The 25,751-nt window shown below is 36.7% G+C and carries 29 protein-coding genes; 15 read left to right on the top strand and 14 right to left on the bottom strand.

Features of this window, described 5'->3' with window-relative positions:
- Positions 1-271 precede the first annotated feature (271 nt).
- A complete protein-coding gene (gene msrA / locus C3K47_RS07015) occupies positions 272-961 on the top strand; it encodes a peptide-methionine (S)-S-oxide reductase MsrA (RefSeq protein ID WP_103788414.1) in 690 nt (229 codons plus the stop codon).
- 38 nt (positions 962-999) lie between these two features.
- On the opposite strand, the gene C3K47_RS07010 is transcribed toward msrA, so the two are convergent.
- The gene (locus C3K47_RS07010; RefSeq protein ID WP_103788413.1) at positions 1,000-2,181 is read right to left on the bottom strand and encodes an esterase-like activity of phytase family protein; all 1,182 of its coding nucleotides are present in this window, start codon (positions 2,179-2,181) and stop codon (positions 1,000-1,002) included.
- 221 nt (positions 2,182-2,402) lie between these two features.
- Here C3K47_RS07010 and C3K47_RS07005 point away from each other — a divergent pair, with 221 nt between their 5' ends.
- The gene (locus C3K47_RS07005; RefSeq protein WP_103788412.1) at positions 2,403-2,840 is read left to right on the top strand and encodes an acyl-CoA thioesterase; all 438 of its coding nucleotides are present in this window, start codon (positions 2,403-2,405) and stop codon (positions 2,838-2,840) included.
- Positions 2,841-2,916: 76 nt separating this feature from the next.
- Here the strand turns inward: C3K47_RS07005 and C3K47_RS07000 are convergent, their stop codons facing one another.
- Positions 2,917-3,702: an amidohydrolase gene (locus C3K47_RS07000; protein ID WP_103788411.1), complete on the bottom strand. Its 786-nt coding sequence runs from the start codon at positions 3,700-3,702 to the stop codon at positions 2,917-2,919.
- 72 nt (positions 3,703-3,774) lie between these two features.
- Positions 3,775-4,920 carry a methionine aminotransferase gene (locus C3K47_RS06995; protein ID WP_103788410.1) on the bottom strand — a complete coding sequence of 382 codons (1,146 nt, stop codon included), beginning with the start codon at positions 4,918-4,920 and terminating at the stop codon, positions 3,775-3,777.
- A 168-nt stretch (positions 4,921-5,088) separates the two neighbouring features.
- Between C3K47_RS06995 and C3K47_RS06990 the strand changes: the two genes are divergently transcribed.
- From C3K47_RS06990 to C3K47_RS06980, 3 genes are all read left to right on the top strand, one after another.
- Positions 5,089-6,045, top strand: a complete 957-nt coding sequence (locus C3K47_RS06990; RefSeq protein WP_103788409.1) for an ABC transporter substrate-binding protein — start codon at positions 5,089-5,091, stop codon at positions 6,043-6,045.
- 75 nt (positions 6,046-6,120) lie between these two features.
- Positions 6,121-6,711, top strand: a complete 591-nt coding sequence (locus C3K47_RS06985; RefSeq protein ID WP_103788408.1) for an HD domain-containing protein — start codon at positions 6,121-6,123, stop codon at positions 6,709-6,711.
- A gap of 37 nt (positions 6,712-6,748) precedes the next feature.
- A complete protein-coding gene (locus C3K47_RS06980) occupies positions 6,749-7,222 on the top strand; it encodes a hypothetical protein (protein WP_103788407.1) in 474 nt (157 codons plus the stop codon).
- A 348-nt stretch (positions 7,223-7,570) separates the two neighbouring features.
- Here C3K47_RS06980 and C3K47_RS06975 read toward each other — a convergent pair whose 3' ends face one another.
- A complete protein-coding gene (locus tag C3K47_RS06975) occupies positions 7,571-7,777 on the bottom strand; it encodes a hypothetical protein (RefSeq protein ID WP_103788406.1) in 207 nt (68 codons plus the stop codon).
- Positions 7,778-7,786: 9 nt separating this feature from the next.
- Positions 7,787-8,047: a hypothetical protein gene (locus tag C3K47_RS06970; RefSeq protein ID WP_103788405.1), complete on the bottom strand. Its 261-nt coding sequence runs from the start codon at positions 8,045-8,047 to the stop codon at positions 7,787-7,789.
- Positions 8,048-8,159: 112 nt separating this feature from the next.
- Between C3K47_RS06970 and C3K47_RS06965 the strand changes: the two genes are divergently transcribed.
- From C3K47_RS06965 to C3K47_RS06950, 4 genes are all read left to right on the top strand, one after another.
- Positions 8,160-8,900 (top strand): hypothetical protein, encoded by a 741-nt coding sequence (locus C3K47_RS06965; RefSeq protein ID WP_103788404.1) that lies wholly within the window; start codon positions 8,160-8,162, stop codon positions 8,898-8,900.
- A 206-nt stretch (positions 8,901-9,106) separates the two neighbouring features.
- Complete coding sequence (locus tag C3K47_RS06960; RefSeq protein ID WP_103788403.1) at positions 9,107-9,460, top strand: hypothetical protein; 354 nt, start codon at positions 9,107-9,109, stop codon at positions 9,458-9,460.
- 93 nt (positions 9,461-9,553) lie between these two features.
- Positions 9,554-10,576: a DUF4240 domain-containing protein gene (locus C3K47_RS06955; protein ID WP_103788402.1), complete on the top strand. Its 1,023-nt coding sequence runs from the start codon at positions 9,554-9,556 to the stop codon at positions 10,574-10,576.
- A gap of 223 nt (positions 10,577-10,799) precedes the next feature.
- Positions 10,800-11,246, top strand: a complete 447-nt coding sequence (locus C3K47_RS06950; protein WP_103788401.1) for a DinB family protein — start codon at positions 10,800-10,802, stop codon at positions 11,244-11,246.
- A gap of 12 nt (positions 11,247-11,258) precedes the next feature.
- Here C3K47_RS06950 and C3K47_RS06945 read toward each other — a convergent pair whose 3' ends face one another.
- Entirely contained in the window at positions 11,259-12,323 is a 1,065-nt protein-coding gene (locus C3K47_RS06945; RefSeq protein ID WP_103788400.1) for a PA0069 family radical SAM protein, read from the bottom strand.
- Between the two features lie 351 nt (positions 12,324-12,674).
- A complete protein-coding gene (locus C3K47_RS06940) occupies positions 12,675-12,878 on the bottom strand; it encodes a PG1828 family lipoprotein (protein WP_103788399.1) in 204 nt (67 codons plus the stop codon).
- Positions 12,879-13,029: 151 nt separating this feature from the next.
- Here C3K47_RS06940 and C3K47_RS06935 point away from each other — a divergent pair, with 151 nt between their 5' ends.
- Positions 13,030-13,623: an RNA polymerase sigma factor gene (locus C3K47_RS06935; RefSeq protein ID WP_103788398.1), complete on the top strand. Its 594-nt coding sequence runs from the start codon at positions 13,030-13,032 to the stop codon at positions 13,621-13,623.
- Positions 13,607-14,701 carry a S1C family serine protease gene (locus C3K47_RS06930; RefSeq protein WP_103788397.1) on the top strand — a complete coding sequence of 365 codons (1,095 nt, stop codon included), beginning with the start codon at positions 13,607-13,609 and terminating at the stop codon, positions 14,699-14,701. Before C3K47_RS06935 ends, C3K47_RS06930 begins: the two co-directional genes overlap by 17 nt.
- 96 nt (positions 14,702-14,797) lie before the next feature.
- Here C3K47_RS06930 and C3K47_RS06925 read toward each other — a convergent pair whose 3' ends face one another.
- The 4 genes from C3K47_RS06925 to pdxH form a co-directional block, all read right to left on the bottom strand.
- Positions 14,798-16,159 (bottom strand): NAD-dependent succinate-semialdehyde dehydrogenase, encoded by a 1,362-nt coding sequence (locus C3K47_RS06925; protein ID WP_103788396.1) that lies wholly within the window; start codon positions 16,157-16,159, stop codon positions 14,798-14,800.
- 89 nt (positions 16,160-16,248) lie between these two features.
- A complete protein-coding gene (locus tag C3K47_RS06920; RefSeq protein WP_243392508.1) occupies positions 16,249-17,373 on the bottom strand; it encodes an NADH-quinone oxidoreductase subunit D in 1,125 nt (374 codons plus the stop codon).
- 85 nt (positions 17,374-17,458) lie between these two features.
- Positions 17,459-17,959 carry an NADH-quinone oxidoreductase subunit C gene (locus tag C3K47_RS06915; RefSeq protein WP_103788394.1) on the bottom strand — a complete coding sequence of 167 codons (501 nt, stop codon included), beginning with the start codon at positions 17,957-17,959 and terminating at the stop codon, positions 17,459-17,461.
- A 76-nt stretch (positions 17,960-18,035) separates the two neighbouring features.
- Positions 18,036-18,692: a pyridoxamine 5'-phosphate oxidase gene (gene pdxH, locus C3K47_RS06910; protein ID WP_103788393.1), complete on the bottom strand. Its 657-nt coding sequence runs from the start codon at positions 18,690-18,692 to the stop codon at positions 18,036-18,038.
- A 184-nt stretch (positions 18,693-18,876) separates the two neighbouring features.
- Here pdxH and C3K47_RS06905 point away from each other — a divergent pair, with 184 nt between their 5' ends.
- The 3 genes from C3K47_RS06905 to purE all read left to right on the top strand — a co-directional run bounded on the left by C3K47_RS06905 (position 18,877) and on the right by purE (position 21,291).
- Entirely contained in the window at positions 18,877-19,434 is a 558-nt protein-coding gene (locus C3K47_RS06905) for a YqgE/AlgH family protein (RefSeq protein ID WP_103788392.1), read from the top strand.
- 121 nt (positions 19,435-19,555) lie between these two features.
- Complete coding sequence (locus C3K47_RS06900; RefSeq protein ID WP_103788391.1) at positions 19,556-20,698, top strand: 5-(carboxyamino)imidazole ribonucleotide synthase; 1,143 nt, start codon at positions 19,556-19,558, stop codon at positions 20,696-20,698.
- A 56-nt stretch (positions 20,699-20,754) separates the two neighbouring features.
- Positions 20,755-21,291: a 5-(carboxyamino)imidazole ribonucleotide mutase gene (gene purE / locus C3K47_RS06895; protein ID WP_103788390.1), complete on the top strand. Its 537-nt coding sequence runs from the start codon at positions 20,755-20,757 to the stop codon at positions 21,289-21,291.
- A gap of 107 nt (positions 21,292-21,398) precedes the next feature.
- Here purE and C3K47_RS06890 read toward each other — a convergent pair whose 3' ends face one another.
- The 3 genes from C3K47_RS06890 to C3K47_RS06880 form a co-directional block, all read right to left on the bottom strand.
- Positions 21,399-22,481 carry a 3-oxoacyl-ACP synthase III family protein gene (locus tag C3K47_RS06890; RefSeq protein WP_103788389.1) on the bottom strand — a complete coding sequence of 361 codons (1,083 nt, stop codon included), beginning with the start codon at positions 22,479-22,481 and terminating at the stop codon, positions 21,399-21,401.
- Positions 22,482-22,838: 357 nt separating this feature from the next.
- On the bottom strand, positions 22,839-23,219 hold the full coding sequence (locus tag C3K47_RS06885; protein ID WP_103788388.1) for an SRPBCC domain-containing protein: 381 nt from the start codon (positions 23,217-23,219) through the stop codon (positions 22,839-22,841).
- An 87-nt stretch (positions 23,220-23,306) separates the two neighbouring features.
- Positions 23,307-24,929, bottom strand: coding sequence for an ABC-F family ATP-binding cassette domain-containing protein (locus C3K47_RS06880; RefSeq protein ID WP_103788387.1), 1,623 nt, complete (start codon positions 24,927-24,929; stop codon positions 23,307-23,309).
- A gap of 186 nt (positions 24,930-25,115) precedes the next feature.
- On the opposite strand from C3K47_RS06880, the gene C3K47_RS06875 reads away from it, so the two are divergent.
- Entirely contained in the window at positions 25,116-25,739 is a 624-nt protein-coding gene (locus tag C3K47_RS06875) for a hypothetical protein (RefSeq protein WP_103788386.1), read from the top strand.
- The last annotated feature ends 12 nt before the right edge of the window (positions 25,740-25,751 follow it).

Genomic DNA, 25,751 nt, shown 5'->3' with positions numbered 1-25,751 from the left:
GTTATGTTTAATTGATTTGAGTTACAAAGTAAGGCTTTCTTTTAATTTACAAAAAACAATTTGTGTTAAATGAAAACTACTTTTTTGCTTTAATAGACTTTTAATTTAATAAAATATCGATTATTAAGCCTCGGTCTTTATATTTCAATTTTGTTAATTATGATGTTGATTACCGTTGATGTTTCGGTCCTTAATTTAAAAGAATGTAACAGATTTATAATAGAAAAACCCTGTGTGGCCAAACTACGTTCTTTAACTAAACTCTTGTAAAATGAATTATTCAGTTTTAAATTATGGTAGAATTAGCTTAATTGGGTTATGGAGCTTATTGCTAAGTCTTAGCGCTTGTGGTCATAATGTAGAAAATAAACGAATTAAACCCATGGAAACAAAAAACGAACTAAGTAATATGACTGTAAATGTTCACAAAACTACAGATACGGCTACTTTTGGTGCTGGATGCTTTTGGTGTGTAGAAGCAGTATTTCAACAGCTTAAAGGTGTGAAATCAGTCGAATCGGGGTACTCAGGTGGAACTACCGATAATCCAACCTATAAAGAAGTATGTACCGGAGAAACGGGCCATGCTGAAGTAACTCAGATCATTTATGACCCTAACGTTATATCGTTTCCAGAGCTATTGGAAGCTTTTTGGGGTAGCCATGATCCAACAACATTAAATCGCCAGGGTGCCGACCAGGGAACCCAGTACCGTTCAGTTATTTTTTATCATGATCAGGAACAAAAGGAACTTGCTGAAAAATATAAAAAGGAGTTGGATGCTTCAGGGGCGTTTAGAGCAGCTATAGTAACCGAGATAGCACCATTTTCTAAATTTTATAAAGCCGAGGACTATCATCAGAACTATTATAATTTAAACGGCGATGCTCCGTATTGTCAATTTGTTATAGCGCCTAAACTCGAAAAATTTAAGAAGGTATTTAAGGACAGGATAAAATAAAAAGGCAGGTCATTATCAGATGGTAATGACCTGATTCTTTATCTTAAAAGTTCAAAAACAAGGAACTGGGTTTTTTGAATGACAGAGAAGTTATTGTCTGAAACAAAAACGATGGTGCTATGGCCATTTGGCAATTTGGGTCCAAACGTAATTCCTTCTACATTATCAATGCTTGTATTTAAACTTGAAAGATTGTAGGCAAGTTTCTTTGTTGCAGGGGTAAATTGTTGTCCGGTCAAAGCACCTACATCTTTTACATTGGTTGCTGTTTGTAGATCAACCTCATATATACGGATTGAATTAGAAGGAAGTGCCCCAACCGCAAAGGACCTTTCCATTACATACAGTTTATTTTCAGTAATTGATAAAATTTCATCCACTCCATTCATTTTAAATCCACCAGGAATTAATGGAGAGGAATGAATTTTATCCAGCTTATAGGCATATTGGGCTACAATTTCTTTGGTCAAGCGGTCTATTTTTGTGATACGTATAAACGATTTCGTTTCCTCTGTATCGGCAGGCGGTCCATCCTGATATAGAGGTTCCTCATTGGCTATGAAAATGTATTTTTCATCCGGAGAAAGCGCGATACTTTCTAATGCCGAATTCTGACGCATACCATACTCTTTCTTGTACATTTTATAAACAGAAGGAATCGGATATTCTTGTTCGAATGTTCCATCAGTTTTCATCTCACGTAAAAACGGATCGATCAGGATCGTGTCCCCTCTGCTTGGTTTTCGTTCTCCTTCGCTGCTCCAAAGTAAGGTTCCTGTTGATTTTACAAACCGTATTGATTCTGGGTCGCATACTTTTGTTTCGTCTTCATATTTATTTGGAAAAAAATTTCCATCCGGCTGTTTTAAATTGGATACAGCAGTTATTTTAACACTATCGAATGAATTAGGTTTAAAATAAATTTTGGCCGTGTAAAATCGAGCCGGCTGCTTTTCAGAGCGATCGTCACTAATGATATAATATACATTTGAAGCAGGATCATAATCAATTCCTGATAGACCTCCTACTGGGGTATTTTGAAATGTCATATCGTTTGCCAAAACCTGTTCACCAATAAAACGCCATCCTGTAGTTTGTGTGGTATCTTTTAAAGAATTATCATTTATATAAAGGTTCTTCCGGCAGGAAATAAATATAATGGCAAGAACAGATGCTGTAATTATGGTAAATATAAAAGCGGCCTTTTTTGTTTTATTCATGAACTTACTTGGATAAGAATGTTTTTCGGATATAGTAAAAGTACAACATTACAATGCAGTAAATGGACCCTGACTTTTATAAAATTGTTAAATGTCTTAGCATTGTTGCAATTAATAGTCCACTCTAAGACCTTACTTAAAATTAAATGACCTAAAATGAATGTTCGTTCATTTTGTAAATTATTTCTACCTTGTCTTTAAATAATTTGAAATAGGTTTATATGAAAGAATATTCAATTCCGGTAAGCATTCGTTGGGCTGATTTAGATCCGAATTTTCACGTTCGTCATTCGGCTTATTATGACTTTGCGGCGCAGATACGGATTAATTTTTTTGTTGAAAAAGGTTTGACTTCTGAAGTGTTAGCCAAACATCATTTCGGCCCGGTACTTTTCAGAGAAGAAGCAGTTTTTAGAAGAGAGCTTAAGTTTGGTGATAAATTGAGTATTAATGTTAAAGTTTTGAAGCTTAAAAAAGATCATTCCCGCTTTTCAATTGCTCATGAGATCATTAGAGAAGATGGAACCCTTTGCGCTAAAATAACAGTTGACGGAGCATGGATGGACACTCACATTCGCAAACTCACATTGCCTCCGCAAATTGCGATTGATATGTTGGTAGAAATGCCAAAAGATGAAAACTTTGAATGGATTGATTGAAGAGAGTCCTCAGTCTCCAGTACGCAGTCTTCAGTCTACAATCTAAAATCGTAAGTCATAATTGTACTTTGTACTTTTAACTTTGTACTTCAAACCCGTCCTGATCTTTAAGAAAAGGGAAGGCTCTTCTCACAAATTCTAATGTTTCTCCCGAAAGTTCAAGCGTCTGAATATCCTCCTCATGAGATTTCTCATATAAAACGGTTCCATCAGGGGCTATAACCATACTGTCGCCACTGTGATAAATTTCATTACCATCGTTTCCAACCCTGTTCAGTCCAACAACATAACTTTGATTTTCAACCGCTCTGGCTGGTAATAAAGTTCGCCAATGCAATGAACGTCTTTCAGGCCAATTGGCAACTACCAGGTATAAATCATATGGATCGTCTTTTAAATTGCGTGCCCAAACAGGGAAACGAAGATCATAACAAATCATCGGACAAATTTTCCAACCATTCAATTCAACCATTAGTTTTTTAGCACCAGCCGAATAAGTATCGTCCTCTTTACCCAAGCCAAAAAGATGTCGCTTGTCATAGGTTTCAAAACTACCGTCAGGTCGCATCCAAATCAATCGATTATAAAAACGGTTTTGATCTTCAACAACAATACTTCCGGTAATCACTGCATTCATGTGACCCGCCATTTCTGCCATCCATCTTACGGTTTTGCCTTTGGTTTGTTCAGCCAACATAGCCGCGTTCATGGTAAAACCTGTACTAAACATTTCAGGCAATACAATTAAATCGGTCTTTTCTTTAATGCCCAGCATTTTTTGCCCAAGCATCGAAAGGTTAGCGTCAATGTTTTCCCAGTGAAGGGTAGTTTGTATAGTGGTTATGGTGAGGTTATTCTTCATTTTGTAGTAAATAGTTCTTAGTTCATAGTTCATAGTCGGTTTGTAGGCTATGAACTACGAACTATAGACTTTCTATATCTTCATCAAACGGTCAACCGCCCGATGCAATGTGTCTTCAGTTTTGGCAAAGCAAAAGCGTATTACCTTATGATCAGCATTGCTGGTATAAAATACTGAGGTAGGAATGGTGGCAACGCCGAACTCCTTAGTAATTCGAATTGCAAAATCATAATCACCCTCTTCAGAGATTTTATTGTAATGGGCTGTTTGGAAATAAGAGCCGGCAACAGGCAACAGATCAAAACGAGTGTTTCTCATTAAACCAGCAAAGTAATCACGCTTTTCCTGATACATTGATTTTACTTCCATGTAATGTTCCGGAGAAGCCATGAAATCGGCAATGGCATACTGGATAGGGGTAATGCAGGTGTAAACAGCATATTGCTGCAGTTTTCGTATTTCGGCCATTAAATAATCAGGACCTAATAAATAACCCATGCGCCAGCCCGTGGTATGAAATGTTTTTCCGAAGGATGAAACAATTAAACTCCGTTCAGCCAACACAGGATATTTAGCCATGCTGTGATGGGTTTGTCCATCGAAAATAATGTGCTCATATACCTCATCACTCAAAATCAAAATATCGGTGTTCTTCGTTATTTTGATCAGTTCGTCAATATCTTTCTTACTCAAAATTGTGCCCGTTGGGTTATGCGGAGTATTCAGCATAATCATCCGGGTTTTATGCGAGATCAGTTTTTTAACATTCTCCCAATCAATCTTATAGTCGGGAGGGGTTAACTCAACAGGACGAGGAATACCGCCGTGAACTCTAATATTTGGAGCATAACAATCGTAAGCAGGTTCGAAAATGATCACTTCATCTCCTTCGCGAACCAAAGCCTCAATTACAGAGTAAATGGCTTGGGTTCCGCCGGCTGTGATCGTTACTTCTTTATCAGGACTATAAGATTTTCCCGTAAGGTTAAAGGTCATTTCGGCAATTCGCTCACGCAATGGCAAAATACCTGGAGGCGGCGCGTATTGGTTCATTCCCTTTTTCATGTAATCATTTACCAGACTGATAAGTTTTGGCGAAGTAGGGAAGTCGGGAAAACCTTGCGCCAGGTTAACCGCTTTATATTCATTAGCAAGGCCGGTCATCACCGGAAATATGGACGCGCCTACATTAGGCAATTTCGAATTGATTGCAATCATACTTGAAAGCGGTTGAAAATTTAAATGTGCAAAAACTATCTTTACTGCAACGATTATAGGCAGTTGATTGAGCAAAGCAAGTCAGAATTATATCGATTTAAAATGATATCCATCAATTAAGCCTAAAATATAATCAGCCTAAAACTATAAAAAACATATTATTTAAGTATGAAAAAAGGAATTCTTTTACTCAGTTCTATTATTTTTTTATTCGGATGTACTTCCAATTCAAGCAAATCGGGTTTGCGAAAAATAGCTTTCGTTGATGCTTTTGAAGATGCCACACTGGCCCAGGCTAAACAAGGTTTTTATGATGCCTTGAAACAAAACGGTTTTGAAGACAAGAAAAATATAGACATCGTATACAGCAATGCGCAAAACAGCATTCCAACCTTAATCCAGGGAATCAACTATGCGATTAGCCAAAAAGTGGAGTTAATTGCTACTAATGCCACCCTGCCTACAATAACAACTGCCCAGCGCGAAAAAACAATTCCAATTTTTATGATGGTTTCTTCGAGCCCGAAAATGGCTGGTTTAACAGATCACTCGGGCAATCCTCCAGGTAATTTATTTGGCGTGTATGAAGACCTGAATTATATCGATACCTCCATTGCTATTATCAAAACTTTAAAGCCTTCGGTTAAAAAGCTGGCTGCTATTTATAACCAATCGGAACCACAGTCAGTAGACGCTTACAACCGGATTGTAGCACAGTCAAAAGCATTAGGAATTGAACTGGAGGTTTTGCCGGCTAATAATTCGGCCGAAACCCAGCTGATTGTTGAATCATTGTTAGCCAAAAAAGTAGATGCCTTTTTTGCTTTGCCCGATAATACGGTTTTTGCTTCGTTTGAAACTATTTTGCAAAGTTGCAATAAAGCCGGGGTGCCGGTGTTTACCAGCGAAGCTGGATTGGTTAAGCGTGGAGCAGTAGCTGCTTATGGTGCCGATTTATATAAATGGGGTTTTCAGGCAGGAGAGCAGGCCGCTGCTTATTTGAAAGATCCGAATATTAAAACCCTAAAACCTGAACTGGTGAAAGTGCGTAAACGCGTTTTCAATGCTCAGGCAGCTGCTAAGTTTGGTATTCAGGTAGGTGAGGGGTTTGAGGAAGTGAAGTAATTGCTTTTTTACTTCTTTTAACCAACATATCATTTGTTTCTATTAGTTAGCGGAGTTCTAAATCTATTTGAGAAGATGGAAAATGAAAATTTATTAAAGCAGATCAGTTTCATTAAGGAGATTGATAAGATCAAATATATTCAGCGGAGAACGAAGCTTTTCAATAGTGATCGGAACGAAAATGATGCTGAACACAGCTGGCATTTAGCAATGATGGCAATCGTATTGGCCGAACATGCTAATGAGCCTGTAGATGTTCTTAAAGTGTTGAAAATGGTGTTGATCCATGATATTGTTGAAATTGATGCCGGTGATACGTTTATTTATGATACAGCAAAAGATCATAGCAATACTGACGAAGAGCTAATTGCCGCTAAACGAATTTTTGGAATGTTACCCAAGGAGCAAGCCGAAGAGTTTATTGCCATTTGGGAGGAATTTGAGGAGGGGAAAACCAACGAAGCTAAGTTTGCCAGAAGTATGGATAGGTTTGAACCTTTGCTTCAGAATACCTCTAATAAAGGTGGAACCTGGGCCGAGTTAAATGTCGACTATCAACGGGTATATGATAAGAAAAAGGTTATCAATGAAGGATCAACTTCTATTTGGAATTACTCTGAAAACTTGCTGAATGAATGCGTTGATAAAGGAATTTTGAAGAAATAGGATTAAAAAAATATGTTCAAAGTTTACCCAAACGATAATGAATAAAAATGAAGAATTTGTATTGACGGAGCTATGGTCGAAAAAATTGAGAAGTGATTTAAGATCGTTCTACAGAACTATTTACTTCGGTCGTCCTATATTTATATTACTCAATGTTATATTCTGCTTTGCGCTTCAAAGAGGTACTGAGATTAAATTTTGGACTTTGTATATACCGATAACAGTACTTTCGACCATTTATTGCATATTATTACCGAGGAAAGCAATCAGGAGGTATAGTAATATAATAGAAAGCTTTGAGTTTAAAAACGCAACTGAACTACGTTTAACTCTTATTGAGGGAGGAACACTGATTCTTTCAACGCCACAAATTAAAGATGATTTTTTTAAGATTGGCAATACTGAGAGAGCTTGTATATTAGTTATCAATCATTTTGATAAGAGCAGTTATACTTTAATACCTGAGTTTTTTACTCATTTGCCTCCGGCGTTGTTTGAAGAGTTAGCGTAGCGTCTCTTCAAACGCAAATGATTACATAGGATCGTTGTTTTCTGCATAGTATCTTGAAACAACAACTAATATCGTTGGAAGGAGAAATTACTACCTCGGAGGTAATAATTAGTACTTCAGAGGTAGTAATTAGTACCTCAGAGGTACTAATTAGTCTTAGGCAGGTACTATTAACTACCTAAAAGGGAGAACTTACTACTAGCAAGCTACAACTTAGTACCTCAATTGGAGGGCTTAGTACTTATGAGGTACTTTTTAATACCACCGTAGGAGAAATTAGTATGAGGTAGGTAGTAAAAGGTAGTTAAAAGGAACAAAGCCCGGGTTTGGACCTAGGCTTTGCTAATGTTAAACAGGTTCAGCTTGTTTGGCTGTCGGCCTTCCGGGAAACCTTTTTTGTAATTCGTCATAAATAGGTTTAGCGTTGGGCACATTCATCTTGGCTGCCTGTTTTATCGAATTATAAAAACCTAATGAAGATACATAAGCATCACTTCCACAAAGCAAGGACATATCATCAATATTGCTGGCTAACTGCTCAACTAACCTAAACAACTGATCTAGTTAATTGCGGCCGTCAACATCCTTTTGCCATTCTGTTAAATCAATAAACCCGGGCATCAGTTCAGGCTTCGATTGGGCAAACTGCATTGATTTTTCAACAAACGAAAAAGTTTTGTCGCCCATTTTAGGTAAGGACATACGCTGGTCAGACGATAGGGCCACCAAATAAGGCGCTAAAATGGTTTGAACTTCCTGCAATTTGCTCAAAGCAGTGTTAAAATCATCCATAGGAATGGAGATAGAAATTTTGTTTTCTGTCATGGGTAAAAGATTAATTAGATGTTTTAAAGTATGTTTTTCTAAATGTTATAGTAAGATATGAAAATATATTAATAGTTAAATTATATCTTCGTTTTGAGCTAAATGTTAAGCTATGAAAAGTTGGTTGTTATTTTTAAGTCTTTGTATTTGTTTGATTCTTTCTTGTACAAGAACTGGATCTAAGAAAGAACCTAGTGCTGATCGTATTCCACAATATATTCTAGGAGACAGTTTACCACCGTTTCCAGATTCGAGCTTATACTATCAAAATGAATACTTTAATAGGGATTATAAATCGGGAAATTTGTTCTGCTATAATCATCTTGATACTACAACCGCTGATGCTAGTTTTATTTCCATGAATATCTTGTTTGAAAATTATCGTTTAATTAGCGCTCCATATGTTGAAAAATGGAATGGTTATTCTAAGCATTTGAGTGATTCAGTAATTTTTAAACGTTTTGGAAAAGACTTTTATCATGAATTGGATTCGATAACAAAATATCGGGTTGAACGCTTGAAACCAGGACAGATTGAGAAAGACCTGTACTGGTTTGCTGACGATATGCCTGAATATTGGAAAGGAAAGGATGCGTTTGATAATTACATTGATACATCGATAAAAGATTATCAACGAAAACTAAGGCTAATTCATCAATATAGGCATATAATACTGGTGGTGGATTATAATAAAAAGGGCTCCCTTTCTAATATCAGGTTGTACCAAAAATTGGATCCTATTAGGGACTCCTTGTCTCTTTTAATAATTAATAAAGTTAAAAATGATTGGAAACCTGCAATAATAAAGAATAAGCCTGTCATGGTTCGTACTTATATTGACTTACCTTGGTAGAAGATTAAATCTTTTGGATTGATAATTATGCACGAGTTGGTGATTATTTTGCCAAGGATAGTAATGATTTGAAATTTGTATTAACTACGGATAGCTTGAGTTATACTTATTATTAGGAATGTGGCCTTGGTTCATTATATATTGACACATTAAAAAAATAACGCTGTTGCCGTTCATAACGGACCATCAACCCAAACCCATTAATTATGAAATATTTACTTTTTTCTCCGCTATTGCTGTTTTTAACAGGGTGTTTCCAAGCCGATTGTAAAGAACAAGAAGAATTTTACAAACCGGTTAATGTCCATTTTCGAATAACAAAAAAATATAATTACAATCATAGTAGTTGGTTAGAGGGTATAGACAGTACAGGGAAGGTTCAGAAATTTCAATACTATGGTATCTTTTTTTTTATTAATCATGCAAATATTGGTGATTTTATTTCAAAGGATAGTAATGATTTAAGATTTGTGTTAACAACTGATAGTTTACGTTATACCTATACTTGGGATTGTAATCCCCAAGAAAGTTTAGTAACTATTGATACATTAAAAAAATAAATTCTAATTGTCTTTGGTGTTCGACGTTTGTTCTTGAAAGTCTTAGCTTAACGAGAATACCATTTGGTAATAAAGGTTATAAATAAAAGCAATATGAATTTTGGAATTGTAAGGGAAGTTTCATTTGATGTAATGAAACGATTAGATGTTATTACCTCAGTGTCAGATTATTTGGAACATAATCTTAAAAATAAGGATTATGGGAAAGGATTAGAGTCTTTTATTGTAGGTGTAAACTGTATGGGGCCAGAATTTGATCCGGAGCAATTGATAGAGACCGGAAGAATTATTTATTCGAAATTCAATAGATCAAAGAAGTATTTCGAATTTACAATAAAGCTTAATTATAATGATGTTGCTGATTTAAGGGAAGAGGAAATAATTGGCCTTTTTGACTTTGCATTTCAAAAAACATTCCCAGAAATAAAGGGGTTAAACATACCCAACTTTGAGTTAGAAAGGTTTTATGAAGATATTCATTTATTATTAAGTGATAAAGAATGGGAAACTAAATATGAAGTTCCTGAATTGAACTTTAGTCATCTAATGAATAAAAGTGAAGAACCAAAAAACTTCTCACAAGAAGAACGAATGGATAATTCAGTGTTTTGGGGGTTAATTGAAAAATCACGGATTGAGAGTCAAAAGGACCTATCAACACAAATTGATATTTTAATTCAAAAATTAATTGAAAGGGACGAAAAGGAGATCATTGGTTTTGAATGCACCTTACGCGAGTTGTTAATAAAAGCTTATAATTTCAATGTAATGGCCGTTCAAAAAATTGTTGAGGGAAATGTTTCAGATGATTCATTTTTGTATTTCCGATGTAAACTGATTTTATATGGAAGAGCCACATTTGAAAATGCTGTTCATAATCCTAATTTTCTTTATGAACGTATAAATCCAAATGAAAACGGAGAGCTTCTTCTTTCAGTAGCGGATAAGGCTTTCGATAAGAAGTTCGGTAGCAATAGCGATAAAGTTTCTCCCCGAGATTTTGCCACCGAAATCATTGATTATAATTTTGGAAATTATGCAGTTTCGGGAGAAGATTGGAGTGAGGAGCAATTACCCAAAAGATATCCTAAACTATGGAAAGCTTATAAAAAATAAGAGATTTTAATTACTGGTGTATTAAGTATTAGACTTTCCATATTGAAACACGCTTGTAGGAAGGAGCTAATACCAACTAAGTACATTATTTAAACATTGAAATAAATTAAAGTAGCTGTAAAAGGGGAGAAGGATGATACCAAATATGTGGAGTTTCATTTCGATAAGAGAACTGATATTGCCAATGATAGCCGATTATTAATAGAATAAATTTAAACAGAAAATGATTACACAATCTATAGGCCGTTTACTTTATTTATGTGATATTATTCCCGGCTTACTGCAGAAAATTTCTGCTGAAGATTTTGCAATTAAATCTAACCCGGCAAAATGGAGTAAGAAAGAACTTTTAGGGCATTTAATAGATAGTGCGGCCAATAATCATCATCGTTTTATCAGGGCGAGATATGAAGATGTTCCAACGATCTTTTACGATCAAAACAAATGGAATGAACTGAGTCATTACAATGAAATGGATCCAAAGCAATTAATTCAGTTTTGGGTCAACTATAATAAGCATCTGGCGTTTTTAATGAACTTTCTTTCTGAAGATGATCTAAAACGAGAATGTCAAACAGCTAATGAACAGGTATTTTCATTGGAATTCTTTTGCACCGACTATGTAACTCATTTAGAACATCACTTACATCAACTGGTGGATTATGATTAGGAAATAGTTCTTTTAAAATAAAGACAGTTGTTCATCCCGATTATAGTTATTGATAAAATGGGTGGTATTATACGGACGCATCGTTCGGCCACCCATATATTTCTTTACTGACAGGCTGAAGAGTTTTTTTATTGATTCGGCAATTTTTCCCTCACCGGCCATCCTAACTCCAAATCGGCTATCATTCAAACTTCCTCCATGACATTCTTTTATTTGATTTAACACTTTGTCGGCTCGGTCAGGGTAGTTTTTAGTGATCCAATCGGTAAACAAGTCGCCAATAGCGCCATTTAGCCTGACAATGGTAAAGCCCGCATCACTTGCACCTGCGTCAGCTGCTGCTTTAATAATTTCCGGCAGTTCTTCACTGTTTAAGCCCGGAATGATTGGGGCAGCCATAACTCTAACAGGAATATTTTTCTCCGCCAGTTTTTCAATTACCTGTAATCTTCCTTTGGCTGTGACTGTTCGAGGTTCTAATGTTTGGCGTAATGATTCATTTAATGAAGTGATCGAAATATTTACATGAACAAGGTCTAATGCATTGAGTTCTTCGAGCAAATCTAAATCACGTAAGATCAAATTGTTTTTGGTAATAATGCTAACCGGGTTTCGGTATTTTAAAAAGACCTTTAAAAGCGATTGGGTGATTTTTAGTTTTCGTTCAATCGGTTGATAACAATCCGTATTTCCTGAAAGCAGAATAGGGTTGGCCTCCCAGTTTTTATGCTGAAAATTCTTTTCGAGCAATGCTGCTGCATTGTGCTTTACAATTATTTTTCGCTCAAAATCCAGTCCCGCACTAAATCCCCAATATTGATGGGCATTGCGGGCATAGCAATAAATACAGCCATGCTCACAACCCTGATAAGGATTAAGTGAATACATTAAAGGCAAATCCGGGCTTTCCACTTTGTTGACAATTTTTTTAGCAGATTCTTTGAATAACTGCGTAGCCGAATTCTCCAACAAAGGTTCGTCAAGTCCTTCAATGTGTTCAGTAACGTATTCGAGCTTTAAGTAAGGGTTTTTAGTGTTTAGCTGAGCACCTCTTCCTTTAAAATATTCTGATTCCATTCAATAAAAATACTAAAAAAATTAGTAAAAAAGAATATCCATCGAAAGATGGCAAATTCAGGGCTACATATTTCCCTGCAAATACAAGAGTGTTTTTGAAATTTCTTACTTGGCGTGCAGCAGGCCTGGCCGCACTAAACCCGATTGAAATGGAAAGCCCGCATCCCGATTTATCGGGAAAGGACTTGGAATGGAAAGCGGGGCTAACGATGTGAATAGCAATATTGAATGGTTTTCACAAGAGATTTTAGATTGTCCCAATAAAACAGGAAGTATTAGGCAGGGTGGATAGCAAATAAAAAGGCCGTCCTGTTAAAAACGAGACGGCCAATCTAATTAAGTAAGAATTAATTACTTTTTCAATGAATCAACTTTAGCAGCAGCTGAATCAACTACAGCAGCAGCTGAATCAACTTTAGCAGCAGCTGAATCAACTACAGCAGCAGCTGAATCAACAACTGAAGAATCAGCAGAACCTTCAGCTTTTTTACCTTCACCACAAGCAACAACTGCAAATACACCAGCAGCTAACATTAAAGCAAATACTTTTTTCATTTTGTTTTAGTTTAAAATTTTTAAGATTCAATTTGCTCTTAATACCCCTATATTTAAAAGGTAACCCATCGAAATGAATAATTTTTTAAAATATTTTTTTTCCTAATATTGGGTTACCATTTCCAATTAAACGTATTAACCATAGCACAGAGTGATAAAGGATTCATATTCATCGGATAGTGAACTAATTGCAGGGATACTGAATGATTCAGAAGACGCATTGCGGCAACTTTACAAACAGCATTTTCCTTCAATTTTACAGTTTGTATTAAATAATAATGGCGATGAAGATGATGCAAAAGATATTTATCAGGAAGCGATCATCGTTTTATATGATAAAATTAAAGCTGGTTCTTTTGAGCTTAATAGTAAACTCAAAACATTTATTTACTCAGTGTGCAGGCGTTTATGGCTTAAACGTTTAAAACTGATGAGCCGCAGCGCAGGTAGTGTGACCGATTTTCAAGAGTTTCTCCCAATTGAGGAAGATCTCGAACGCCACGAAGAGAAAGATGCCCAACTTAATTTAATGGAGGGTGCACTTTCTAAGCTTGGCGAACCTTGTAAAACGATTATTGAAGATTATTATCTCCATAATCAATCAATGCAGGACATAGCTGAAAAATTTGGTTACACGAATGCCGAAAACGCCAAAAACCAAAAGTATAAGTGTTTAATGCGATTGAAAAAGATTTTTTTTCAATCTAATAGTAAAACAGAGGAAGTTTATGTACGGAGATCTTAACTTATCGAACGAAATTGAACGCTACCTGAAAGGGGAGATGACGGAGGCTGAGCGCAAGCATTTCGATTCGTTACGTGAAGCGGATGCTGACTTAGACCATAAAGTGGTGGAGCAGGAACAATTTATGGGTAAGCTTAGGGCTGTGGCAAATCGCAGAACATTAAAAGCCCAATTGAATGAATTCCATGCTGAACTAAATATTGAGCAAATCTCTTCAGAAGTTAAGCCTAAAGAAGCTAAAGTAATTCAGCTGTTCAGAAAATATACATCGAATATTGCTGTGGCAGCTTCTGTTGCTATTTTAACGATATTTGGAACATTATTCGTTACCAATCCGGGTAAGCAAAATTCGACTTACAGCGCTTTACGTCGTGATATGGAATCGATCAAGCGTTCTCAAAATGCATTGATTCGTAATATCAATAGCACTAAATCTCATTCTAAAATGCCTTCTGCTCCAGGTACATTTGGAGGAACGAGTTTTGTGTTAAGCAGCGATGGTTTTTTAATTACTAATTATCACGTTATTAACGGGGCTGATTCAATTTATATCCAAAACGAAAAAGGTGATGCATTTAAAGTGAAAACTGTTTATAGCGATCCTGTTTTCGATTTAGCGGTTCTTAAAATTGATGATCCAACCTTTAAATCTTTCGGGTCATTACCTTATACCTTTAAAAAATCTAAATCTGATTTAGGGGAAGAAGTGTTTACACTTGGGTTCCCGCGTGATGAAATGGTGTATGGTAAAGGTTACTTGAGTTCGGCTACCGGTTTCGGTGGAGATACCATTGCTTATCAGGTTTCTATACCGGCTAATCCGGGTAATAGCGGCGGTCCGGTTGTAGATAGCAAAGGTAATGTGGTTGGAGTTATTAGTGGCAAACAAACACTTACTGAGGGAGCAACTTTTGCTGTACGATCGCAAAGTATCCTGAAATTTATCAATTCGATCCCTCAGGATTCACTTAAGGATAAGATTACGGTTAATAAGAAAAATACACTTTCAGGGTTACCACGTACCCAGCAAATTAAAAAGTTACAGGATTACGTGTTCATGGTTAAAGTGTATAATTAATTAAGATCTTAGAATTACGATTTTAGAAGATATAAAAACGACCAAATCATAATTGATTTGGTCGTTTTTCATTTTATAGCTTTTGAATAATCTCTTTTAAGCAATGTAAACTGTTTTAATATTTACGAATTCATGAATACCAAATAATCCCAGTTCTCTACCATACCCCGATTCTTTGATTCCACCAAAAGGCAAACGTGGGTCTGATTTTACGAAGGCATTAACAAAGCAAGAGCCAGCTTGTAAATCATTTGCCGCAATAGATTCAGCCCGTTTCAAATCGTTTGAAAAGACAGCTCCGCCTAATCCAAATGAAGTGCTGTTGGCAATTTTAATGGCTTCGCTTTCATCGTTTGCTACATAAATTTGAGCAACTGGTCCGAAGAACTCTTCGTAATAAGCTGGATTATCAGCACTTATTTCTGTTAAAATAGTAGGAGGGTAAAAAGCCCCTTCAAGTGCAGGAATTTGTCCACCTAAAATACATTTAGCTCCATTACTAATTGCTTTCTCCACTTGCTGATGTAATTGGTCCCGAAGATCGAGTCTTGCGAGAGGCCCGATATTAATTCCTTCATTTAAGGGATCTCCGACTTTTTTACTTTCCATGAATGATTTAAAATGACGGATGAACTCATCAGCCACTTCTTTTACCACAATGAAGCGTTTAGCGGCAATACAACTTTGCCCGCTGTTGATTAATCGGCTTGTAACACAAATTTCGGCAGCTTGCTTTAAATCGGCATCCTTTAAAATTAAGTAAGCGTCACTGCCTCCTAATTCTAAAACGGTCTTTTTAATCAAACCTCCGGCTTTTGCAGCTACTTTCTTGCCTGCTTCGGTACTTCCGGTTAAGGTGACAGCACTTATTTGAGGCAATTCAATTACTTTTTCAACTTCTTTCGCATCTATCAACAGTGTATAAAAAACATCTTTTGGATAGCCGGCTTCCCTAACAATTTCTTCAATTGCCAAAGCGCAGCCTGGAACATTGGAAGCATGTTTTAGTACAGCCGTGTTCCCGGCCAGTAATGCCGGGCATAAAAAGCGAAAGACTTGCCAAAATGGGAAGTTCCAGGGCATTATAGCCAGTACAACTCCAATAGGCTGAAAGCTTACATAGGTTTTTTGAGCTTCTGTTTGGATCAATTGATCTTTTAAGAAATCGGGTCCGTTTTTGGCATAATACTGGCAACATGAGGCACATTTTTCAATTTCTGCCGTTCCTTGTTGTAAAGGTTTACCCATTTCATTAGCCATTAAATAGGCTAATTCTTGTTTTCTTTTTCTAAGGACTTCTGCGAGTTTTATTAATAAATTCGATCTGCTTTCAAAGTTCGTGGTTTTCCAGTGTTGAAATGCAGTATCAGCAGCATTAATCTTATAGCTAACCTCCTCAAAAGTATGGTTGGTATAGTTTTGAATTACCTCACCGTTCAATGGATTTATCGACTGCATAGAAATTTAGTTTGAGGTTTGATTTGCGCCTTATGATATTAAATTTAGACCAATTTGTGGGATCAAAATCATCATTCTAAAATCTAAATTTATCGGTCAACTTCGCCTAATACGATATCTATAGAGCCTAAAATGGCAATTAAGTCAGCAATCATACAGCCTTTAGAGATCTCCGGTAGTACTGAAAGGTTATTAAAGCTCGGCCCACGTGATTTTACCCTAAATGGAATTTCTCTTTTTCCATCAGCCATAAAATAAAAGCCTAGTTCACCTTTAGGATTTTCGGCTCTTACATAAAAATCTTGTGCTTTTGGTGTGCATTTACGAGGCAGCTTAGCTCTTGGATCAAACTCTTTATCACGTTTAAGCTCTTTGGTAAGCCTTTCTAAGCATTGTTCAATGATCTTAACCGATTGTTCCACTTCATCGACTCTAACTTTATAACGGTCCCAGCAATCGCCAATACTACCCATTTCACCTTTGCCGACTGGAATATCAAATTCTATCTCAGGATAAACTGAATATTCGTCCACTCTTCGCAAGTCATATTTCAAACCGGATGCACGTAACATTGGACCTGAAACGCCATAACTGATGGCTACATCAAGGGGTAAAATGCCAACATTTGCGGTTCTGTCTATAAATATTTTATTGTGAGTTAGCAGCTCGTTCAGCTCAACCATTTTCGGTTTAAAGTAGTCGATAAACTCTTTACAACGCTCTTCAAAGCCTACGGGTAAATCATAAAATAAACCACCAACCCATAGATAATTGTATAGCATCCGCGCCCCGGAAGCCCATTCCAGCATGTTCATAATATGTTCGCGATCACGGAAACACCACATGAAAGGGGTGAATGCGCCAATATCGATTCCATAGGTGCCAATGGCAATTAAATGCGATGCAATTCTATTCAGTTCGCAAACCAAAACCCTGATGTACTCTACGCGCCTTGGAATGTCTTTATCGATACCTAACATTCGTTCAACACCCATTACAAAAGCATGATTATTATTCATCGATGCCATATAATCCATACGGTCGGTGTAAGGAATTATCTGTGGGTAGGTTAATGATTCGCAGTGTTTTTCGAAACAGCGATGCAGGTATCCCAAATGTGGTATTACTTCAACAATAATCTCTCCATCTGTAATTAATTCCAATCGCAGAACCCCATGCGTTGACGGATGCTGAGGCCCCATGTTCAGAATCATTTCTTCTGATTTCAGATTGTTTATTTTATCGTAGTATTTTTGAAGTGCAGTTGTCAACTTAAAGAAATTAAAAGTTAAGATTGATCTAATAATCGATCTTTATTCCCTTGTATTCGGTAGCAGTTTTATAATCTTTTCTCAAAGGATATCCTTCCCAATCGTCAGGTAATAAGATTCTTCGTAAATCAGGATGGCCTTCAAAGTCGATTCCTAAAAGGTCATAGGCTTCGCGTTCATGCCAGTCGGCCGTTCGCCATACATTAGAAACCGTAGGGAAGGAGGGTAAGGTTGGTGAATTTCTATCGAATTCCCGTTCCACTTTTAGCGTAAGCTGTTTTTTGTAAGGAATTGACGCAAGATGATAAACTACGCCTATCTTTTGCTGCTCAATACCATAATCAACGCCCGAAAGACAGGACAAAAAATCAAAATAGGTTTTTTCATTATCTCTTAATTCGAGGCACACCTCAGCAATACGCTCGGATTGTATTGTGAGTGAGGGTTGCAAACCTTCTTGCTGTTCAGAAACGATAATCTCTTCTCCGAATTTTTCAATAAGAAGCCTTTTAAGGTCGTTAAAATCCATATCCTCAAAAATAGAATAATTTACTCTTTAACCATAGGGTTAATGGGTTTTACTCAATTTGAAGATCATGAATTGATTAAGGTGCCAATCGCTGTATTTTCCAGGTATTATCGCTTTGCAAAATGTACTGAATCCGATCATGTAAACGACTGGCTCTGCCTTGCCAAAACTCAATGCTGGTAGGTTTTAACAAATAACCGCCCCAATGTTCGGGTTTAGGTATTACATTTTGATTCTCATATTGCTTTTCCAGTTCGGTAAGCTTGTTTTCCAAAACGCCACGGTTAGCTATAACTTGGCTTTGATCAGATGTCCAAGCGCCTAATTGACTACCCTTTGGTCGCGATTGGAAATAACGGGTTGACTCTTCTTCAGATACCTTTTCTATTTTCCCTTCAATAATTACCTGTCGTTGAAGTTCCAGCCAAAAAAATGAGAGACAGGCATTAGGGTTTTCTGCCATTTCCTGACCTTTACGACTTTCGTAATTGGTGTAAAAGGTAAATCCATTTTCAGAAAAATCTTTTAATAAAACCACTCTTGCTGAGGGCTTTCCATCCGGAGTTGCAGTTGATAAGGTTAATGCATTAGGTTCCAGGATGCCGGAATTCATGGCTTCATTAAACCAACTATCAAATTGGGCAAATGGGTTTTGGTTAACCTGTTCTTCTGAAAGAGTTTTTGCACTATATTCCTGACGCAAATTCTCTAAGGTAGTTTTTTCGAGGTTCATACAACAAAATTAGGTATTCGTTGGTTGATAACAATGACGATAATCATGAAATATACCTGCGTTTTATATTCAGAAATTTTCAGGATTTTTTGTATTTTAAATGTAGCTTCTGTATCGAAATGTAATGAACAGGGAGGTGATGCATTGAATCTAAGCAATCTTTTAAATTAAAAATTGAACGCTTATGTTAAACGATATAAAACCTGATGCCGGAAGGTTATTGATTTCCGAACCTTTTATGGCCGATCCGAATTTTAAAAGATCTGTAGTCTTTCTTACTGAACATAACGAAAGGGGAAGCGTTGGGTTTGTATTGAATCAAAAGACCGAACTTACGTTGGATAATTTAATTGATGAGGTGGATGACTCGGGTTTTCCGGTTTATATTGGCGGGCCTGTGGGAAACGACAGTTTACACTATATTCATACTATTGAGGAATTGGATGGAAGTGTTGCTGTTGGGAACGGTGTTTTTTGGGGAGGCAATTTTGAGCTGCTGAAAATTATGATCCAGGCCGGGAAAGTTGAACAAAATGAAATACGTTTCTTTATCGGTTACTCGGGCTGGGGAGAAACCCAGTTACAGGATGAGTTGAGTGAAAACGCATGGCTGGTGGCTGAGTCATCCAAAGAATTTATTTTTGGCGATAATGACCGTGTTTTGTGGGCTCATGCTGTGAAAAGCTTAGGTGATAAATTTGCCATGATTGTTAATTTTCCTGAAAATCCTCGTTTTAATTGATAAAAATTTTACTACTCCAGTTTACATTCTATTGTTTTTTTAACCAAAGGGTTAAAATACTCCATCTAAAATCGTACTTCTAAAATTGTATTCCTATTTTTGCAGAATTAAACCAAAATGAGTGAAGACATTTAATTCATCAAATTTTAAGCTAGGAATATTAGGCGGAGGCCAATTAGGAAAAATGTTACTTCAACCGGCTATGAACTACGGTGTTGATGTTTCGATTTTAGATCCGGATCCGGCTTCACCTTGTAGTTTTTTCTGTAAGAATTTCCACTTAGGCAGTTTTAATGATTATAATACCGTTTATAACTTCGGTCGACATCTCGATTTAATAACAATAGAAATTGAAAATGTTAATGTTGAAGCGCTGAAGCGTTTGGAGGCGGAAGGGGTAACAGTGTACCCGCAGCCACATATCATTGAGCTTATTCAGGATAAAGGGCTACAAAAAGACTTTTACAAACAACATAACATTCCTACCTCTCCTTATTTAAAGATTCAAAATAGGGAAGAACTTAAATATTATCAGGAGAAATTCCCTGCGGTTCAAAAACTTCGTAAAGCAGGTTATGATGGAAGAGGGGTTTTCAAAATAAATTCAATTGAAGATCTTCCTAAATCATTCAATGAGCCAAGCATCTTAGAAGATCTAATCGATTTTGACAAAGAGATTGCCGTTTTGGTTGCCCGCAATGCAACCGGAGAAATTAGAACCTTTGATGTTGTTGAAATGGAGTTTGACCCGAAAGCAAACCTTGTTGAACTGTTATTTACTCCAGCTAAAATAGACGAACAGATTGAGGCCAAGGCTAAAGAAATTGCAACTGATGTTGTTGAAAAGCTGAAGATAGTAGGTTTACTGGCAGTTGAAATGTTTGTTACTAAAACAGGGGAAGTGTTGGTAAATGAATTGGCACCGCGTCCGCATAACAGTGGTCACCACACCATTGAGGCTTGTATTACTTCGCAATATGAACAACATTTAAGAGCAATACTTAACCTTCCTTTAGGTTCTACAGAATTGCGTCAGCCGGCAGTAATGGTTAACCTGTTAGGTGAAGATGATTTTGTTGGAGAAGCTAAATACATTGGTATTAATGAGATCTCCAAACTCGATGGAGTTTACCTGCATTTGTACGGAAAGAAATTCACCAAACCTTTTCGTAAAATGGGTCATGTAACCATTATCGACCATAATTTGGATACCGCTTTTGAGAAAGCCAAGATTGTAAAAGACACATTTAAAATTCAAGCATAAAGAATAGGTAGGCAGTTTTCTGCGTTATTTATTCAAACTTCTATTAAAACAAAGCTATGAGCAATCCACTTGTTGGAATAATAATGGGCAGCGACTCTGATTTAAAAGTAATGTCAGCTGCCGCTGAACTATTAGAAAAATTTGAAATTCCTTTTGAACTAACCATTGTTTCGGCGCACCGTACACCACATCGTATGATCGAATACGCAGAGCAAGCTGCCGAAAGAGGTTTAAAAGTGATAATAGCCGGAGCAGGGGGCGCAGCTCACCTACCGGGAATGGTTGCTTCAATAACAACTTTACCAGTAATTGGTGTTCCGGTGAAATCAAGTAATTCAATTGATGGCTGGGACTCAGTATTGTCAATTTTGCAGATGCCAGCAGGAATTCCAGTTGCAACTGTAGCCTTAAATGGCGCAGCAAATGCCGGTATATTGGCAGCTAATATTGTTGGCGCTTTTGATCAGGCTGTAGCAGTTAAGTTGAAGGCTTATAAAGAGGAATTACGTGACAAAGTGTTAACCAACGTTGATAAGATTGATCGATTAGGATATAAAAAAGTGTTGGAGCATAAATTAAGCGTGCATCCATAAGATTATTTCGGGTTACGAATTTCTAATTGTAAGTAGAAAAAAAGCGTCTGCCAAACATTTTGGGACAGACGCTTTTTTATACTTTAATATCAGGTGAGCTTACTAACCTAAGCTTTATAACATACCGCATTTATATTCATTCCGGCACCAACCGACGCGAATAAAATCACATCACCTTCATTTACTTCGTGCTCTTCACCTAATTTGCCTTTCCGAACAAGGTCATAAAGGGTTGGGATTGTGGCTACGGAACTATTTCCAAGTTTATGGATGCTCATCGGCATAATATGCTCAGGGATTTCTTTAATACCATATAATTTAAACAGTTCCTTGGTAAATCCTTCATCCATTTTTTCGTTAGCCTGATGCAGGAAGATCTTTTTCACATCTTTTATATCTACACCACTTTTATCCAAACAGTTTTTCATTGCTGATGGAACATGTTTCATGGCATATTCAAAAACCTTTCGGCCTTTCATTTTAATATACCGAACACGGGGGTCGCTACCTGGGAAGTTACTTTTTCCCATAAAAAGAAAGTCAATTTCCTCCTCACAATGACTTATTACACTGCTAGCCAATATGCCTTTTTTTGTTTCATTGTTTTCAGTGGCTTCAACAATACAAGCTCCGGCTCCATCGGAAAAAATCATGCTGTCGCGGTCATAAAGATCAATAACCCTGCTAAGGGTTTCAGTGCCAATAACCAGGCATTTTTTTGCAACACCAGCTTTTATAAATGCATCGGCCTGAATAACTCCCTGTAGCCAACCTGGACAACCAAATAACAGGTCGTAAGGAACGCAGAATGGATTTTTTATACCTAAACCATGTTTTACCCTGCTAGCTATTGAAGGGATAAGATCAGTTTGTATAGTATGTTTAACCACATTACCCACATTATGGGCAACAATAATTTGATCAATGGTTTCAATATCTATACCTGCGTCTTCAATTGCTTCCTTTGCCGCAATAATAGCCAGGTCTGAGGAGTTAAGCTCACAGTCAGCATATCGACGTTCTGAGATACCTGTAATTTGTTGAAACTTGTCAGCAATAACCTCAGGTGCCTGATTTATAATATGATGCTTTTCATCATAAAAGTCGTGAACTGCAAAATCCCTATTGGTTTTTATGATCGACGGAACATATGAGCCCGTTCCTGTTATAACGGTTTGTGGTACTTGCATTTTTAAGTTTTTAAATTGGCAGGTTAAAATTTTATACTAAAATAGTTTTTGGTTCAAAAACCTTTTCTAATTCAAGTATTATACATTTTTGCAATGTAGCTATTGAAGCCCCATGAAGTACACGTTAACGCAATTAAATCATGATGCCCAAAGGTTAAAAGTTTTTTTTAAATTATATAAGAAATGGATATAAAATATTTAATTCGTTGTTATAAGAGATTTTAAGAGGTTTTTAAAAAAGAATACAGGAAAACTTCAAACCTTAAATAAAACGATGCCCAAGAAAAAAATGCATAAAACTAAAACAGGAAACCTGTATCAGGTTTCCTGTTTTAGTTTTATAGAATCTCGTTTGTTTTATTCGTCGAAATAATCCTCAATAGCTCCAAAGTAATAATTGTTCCAGCCATAGAGCATATCCTCAACTTCGGTATCCGGAATATTAGTATGTCGTAATTCTACTGACGTTCCGTGCTTATCCGGATGTAGTTTCATAGTAACAATCGATTCTTCCGGCTGGTCGCCAAAATACCATTGTTGAACTACTTTTTTGTTTTCTTCAAATTCAATATTTTTCCCAACTATATCTCCTCCCCATAACGAAAACTCTGAACCTGGTTCCGTGGTCATTTCTGCCGGATGTCCACTCCATAATTCAATTGTTAACGGATTGGTTAATGCTAAATAAACGTCCTCGGGGCTGGCGTGAATGAGGTAGTATTTTTTTATATCCTTCATTTGTTAATGAGTGAATGATAGAATTAATGAATGAGAGAATGACAGAATTTGAATTCATTCTATCCCTCTCTCATTCAATCATTTTTATTATGCTGTTATGCCGTATAATTCCTCTCGTAATGCTTTTACATCAGCACTTTCAAGGTATTCATCATAAGTCATTAATTTATCAATTACACCGTTTGGCGTAATTTCGATAATGCGATTTGCCACAGTTTGCATAAACTCGTGGTCATGCGAATGGAACAATACATTACCTTTAAAATCTTTCAAAGAGTTGTTAAAGGCCGTGATAGATTCAAGGTCAAGGTGGTTGGTGGGTTCATCTAAGACCAAAACATTAGCGCTTTGCAACATCATTTTAGAAACCATACAACGCACTTTCTCACCACCTGATAATACCTTACATCCTTTTAAGGTTTCTTCACCTGAGAATAACATCTTACCTAAAAATCCACGGATATAGGTTTCGTCTTTTTCTTTTGAATATTGACGTAACCAGTCAATCAGATTGTAGTCGCTTTTGAATTCATCAGCGTTATCCAGGGGTAGGTAAGCCTGAGTGGTTGTAATACCCCATTTAAATTCGCCTGAATCAGCTTTTTTATTACCCATTAGCACTTCAAAGAAATTGGTAATAGCCAAACTGTCTTTAGATAAAATGGCAATTTTATCACCTTTATTCACCATGAAACTAATATCAGAGAATAAGGTCTGACCTTCATGAGAGCCTGAAAGATGTTCAACGCTTAAAATTTGGTCACCAACTTCACGCTCGGGTCTGAAAATAATACCTGGATACTTACGGGTTGAAGGTTTGATCTCATCAATAGTAAGTTTCTCCAATAATTTCTTACGGCTGGTGGCTTGCTTAGATTTTGAAGCATTGGCGCTGAATCGCTCGATGAACTCTTGCAATTCTTTACGTTTATCTTCAACTTTCTTATTCTGATCAGAACGCTGACGTAGCGCTAATTGGCTCGACTCGTACCAGAACGAGTAGTTACCGGTATAAAGTTGAATCTTGCTAAAGTCGATATCGGCAACGTGTGTACAAACAGCGTCAAGGAAGTGACGGTCGTGGGAAATTACAATAACGGTATTTTGGAAATCGGCCAGGAAGTTTTCTAACCAGCTAATGGTTTCAACATCCAGGTCGTTGGTAGGCTCATCCAGTAATAAAATATCCGGATTGCCAAATAATGCCTGTGCTAACAATACACGAACTTTTTCGTTACCGTTCAGCTCATTCATCAGTTTAGAATGAAGTTCTTCTTTAATACCTAATGAACCTAATAACGAGCCTGCATCACTTTCAGCATTCCAGCCTTCCATTTCGGCAAATTCAGCTTCCAATTCAGAGGCACGCATTCCATCATCTTCAGTAAAATCAGCTTTGGCATAAATAGCATCTTTCTCATGCATAATATCCCACAGCTTTTTGTTACCCATCATTACAGTATGCAGCACCTGGCACTCATCAAACTCAAAGTGATTTTGCTTTAAAACCGACATACGTTCGCCAGGGGTAATGAACACTTTTCCGGTAGTAGGGTCAATCTCTCCCGAAAGGATTTTCATGAAAGTTGATTTGCCCGCACCGTTGGCTCCAATTACGCCATAGCAGTTTCCATGCGAGAATTTAACATTTACTTCCTCAAACAGAACACGTTTTCCGTATTTCAGCGATAAATTCGATACTTCAATCATGGCGCAAAGGTCTTAATTTTCAATGAGAAAAGCCAGTATTATTTTTTAATTATTTTGAGATTTGACAATATAGCGATTGATTGTTAGTTATTGAAAATGAAATACTTAAGTAATTGTTACTTATAGCTCAATGAAGGTACATATTAAGAGGAGAAGAACTAACTTGAATGAATTTTTAATTGAACGATGACAGTACTCAATCAACTTGCTTCTGCATTAAAAAGGAGAGATGAACTCCCCAACCAGGAATTAGCTCTACGGATAATTGAAAATAATGATCATCAGGCAATTGAAGAACTGGTAACAAAACTCTCAAATAAGAATAAGGATGTTCAAAGTGATTGTATTAAAGTGCTTTATGAAATTGGAGAGCATAAAGCTGAACTTATTTCTGCATACGCTGCCGAGTTTATACAATTGTTAGATAGTAAAAGCAATCGCATGCAATGGGGAGCTATGACCGCGCTTGCAGCCATTGTTCCTACAAATGCGGAGTTAATCTATGTTTCATTACCCCGGTTAATTGAAGTTGCCGATGCGGGTTCTGTTATTACCAAAGATCACCTGGTAAATATTTTAATTAAGCTTTGCTCGATTAGAGAAAATGAGGACGATGCATTTTCGTTGCTAATGGAACAACTTCTAAAAAGTCACGCTAATCAATTGCCCATGTATGCCGAACGAGCAATTCCTGTTATCAATTCAACAAATAAGAAACTGTTTATTGAAGTTCTTTCTCATCGTATTAATGATTTTGATATAGAATCGAAACGTAAACGAGTGGAAAAGATAATCAGGAAATTTAGCTGATCGTGAAAATAT

Origin of the sequence: Solitalea longa (assembly GCF_002920915.1) — a bacterium.
GTDB classification, from domain to species: domain Bacteria; phylum Bacteroidota; class Bacteroidia; order Sphingobacteriales; family Sphingobacteriaceae; genus Solitalea; species Solitalea longa.
This window is presented reverse-complemented; position numbering and strand designations above follow the sequence as displayed.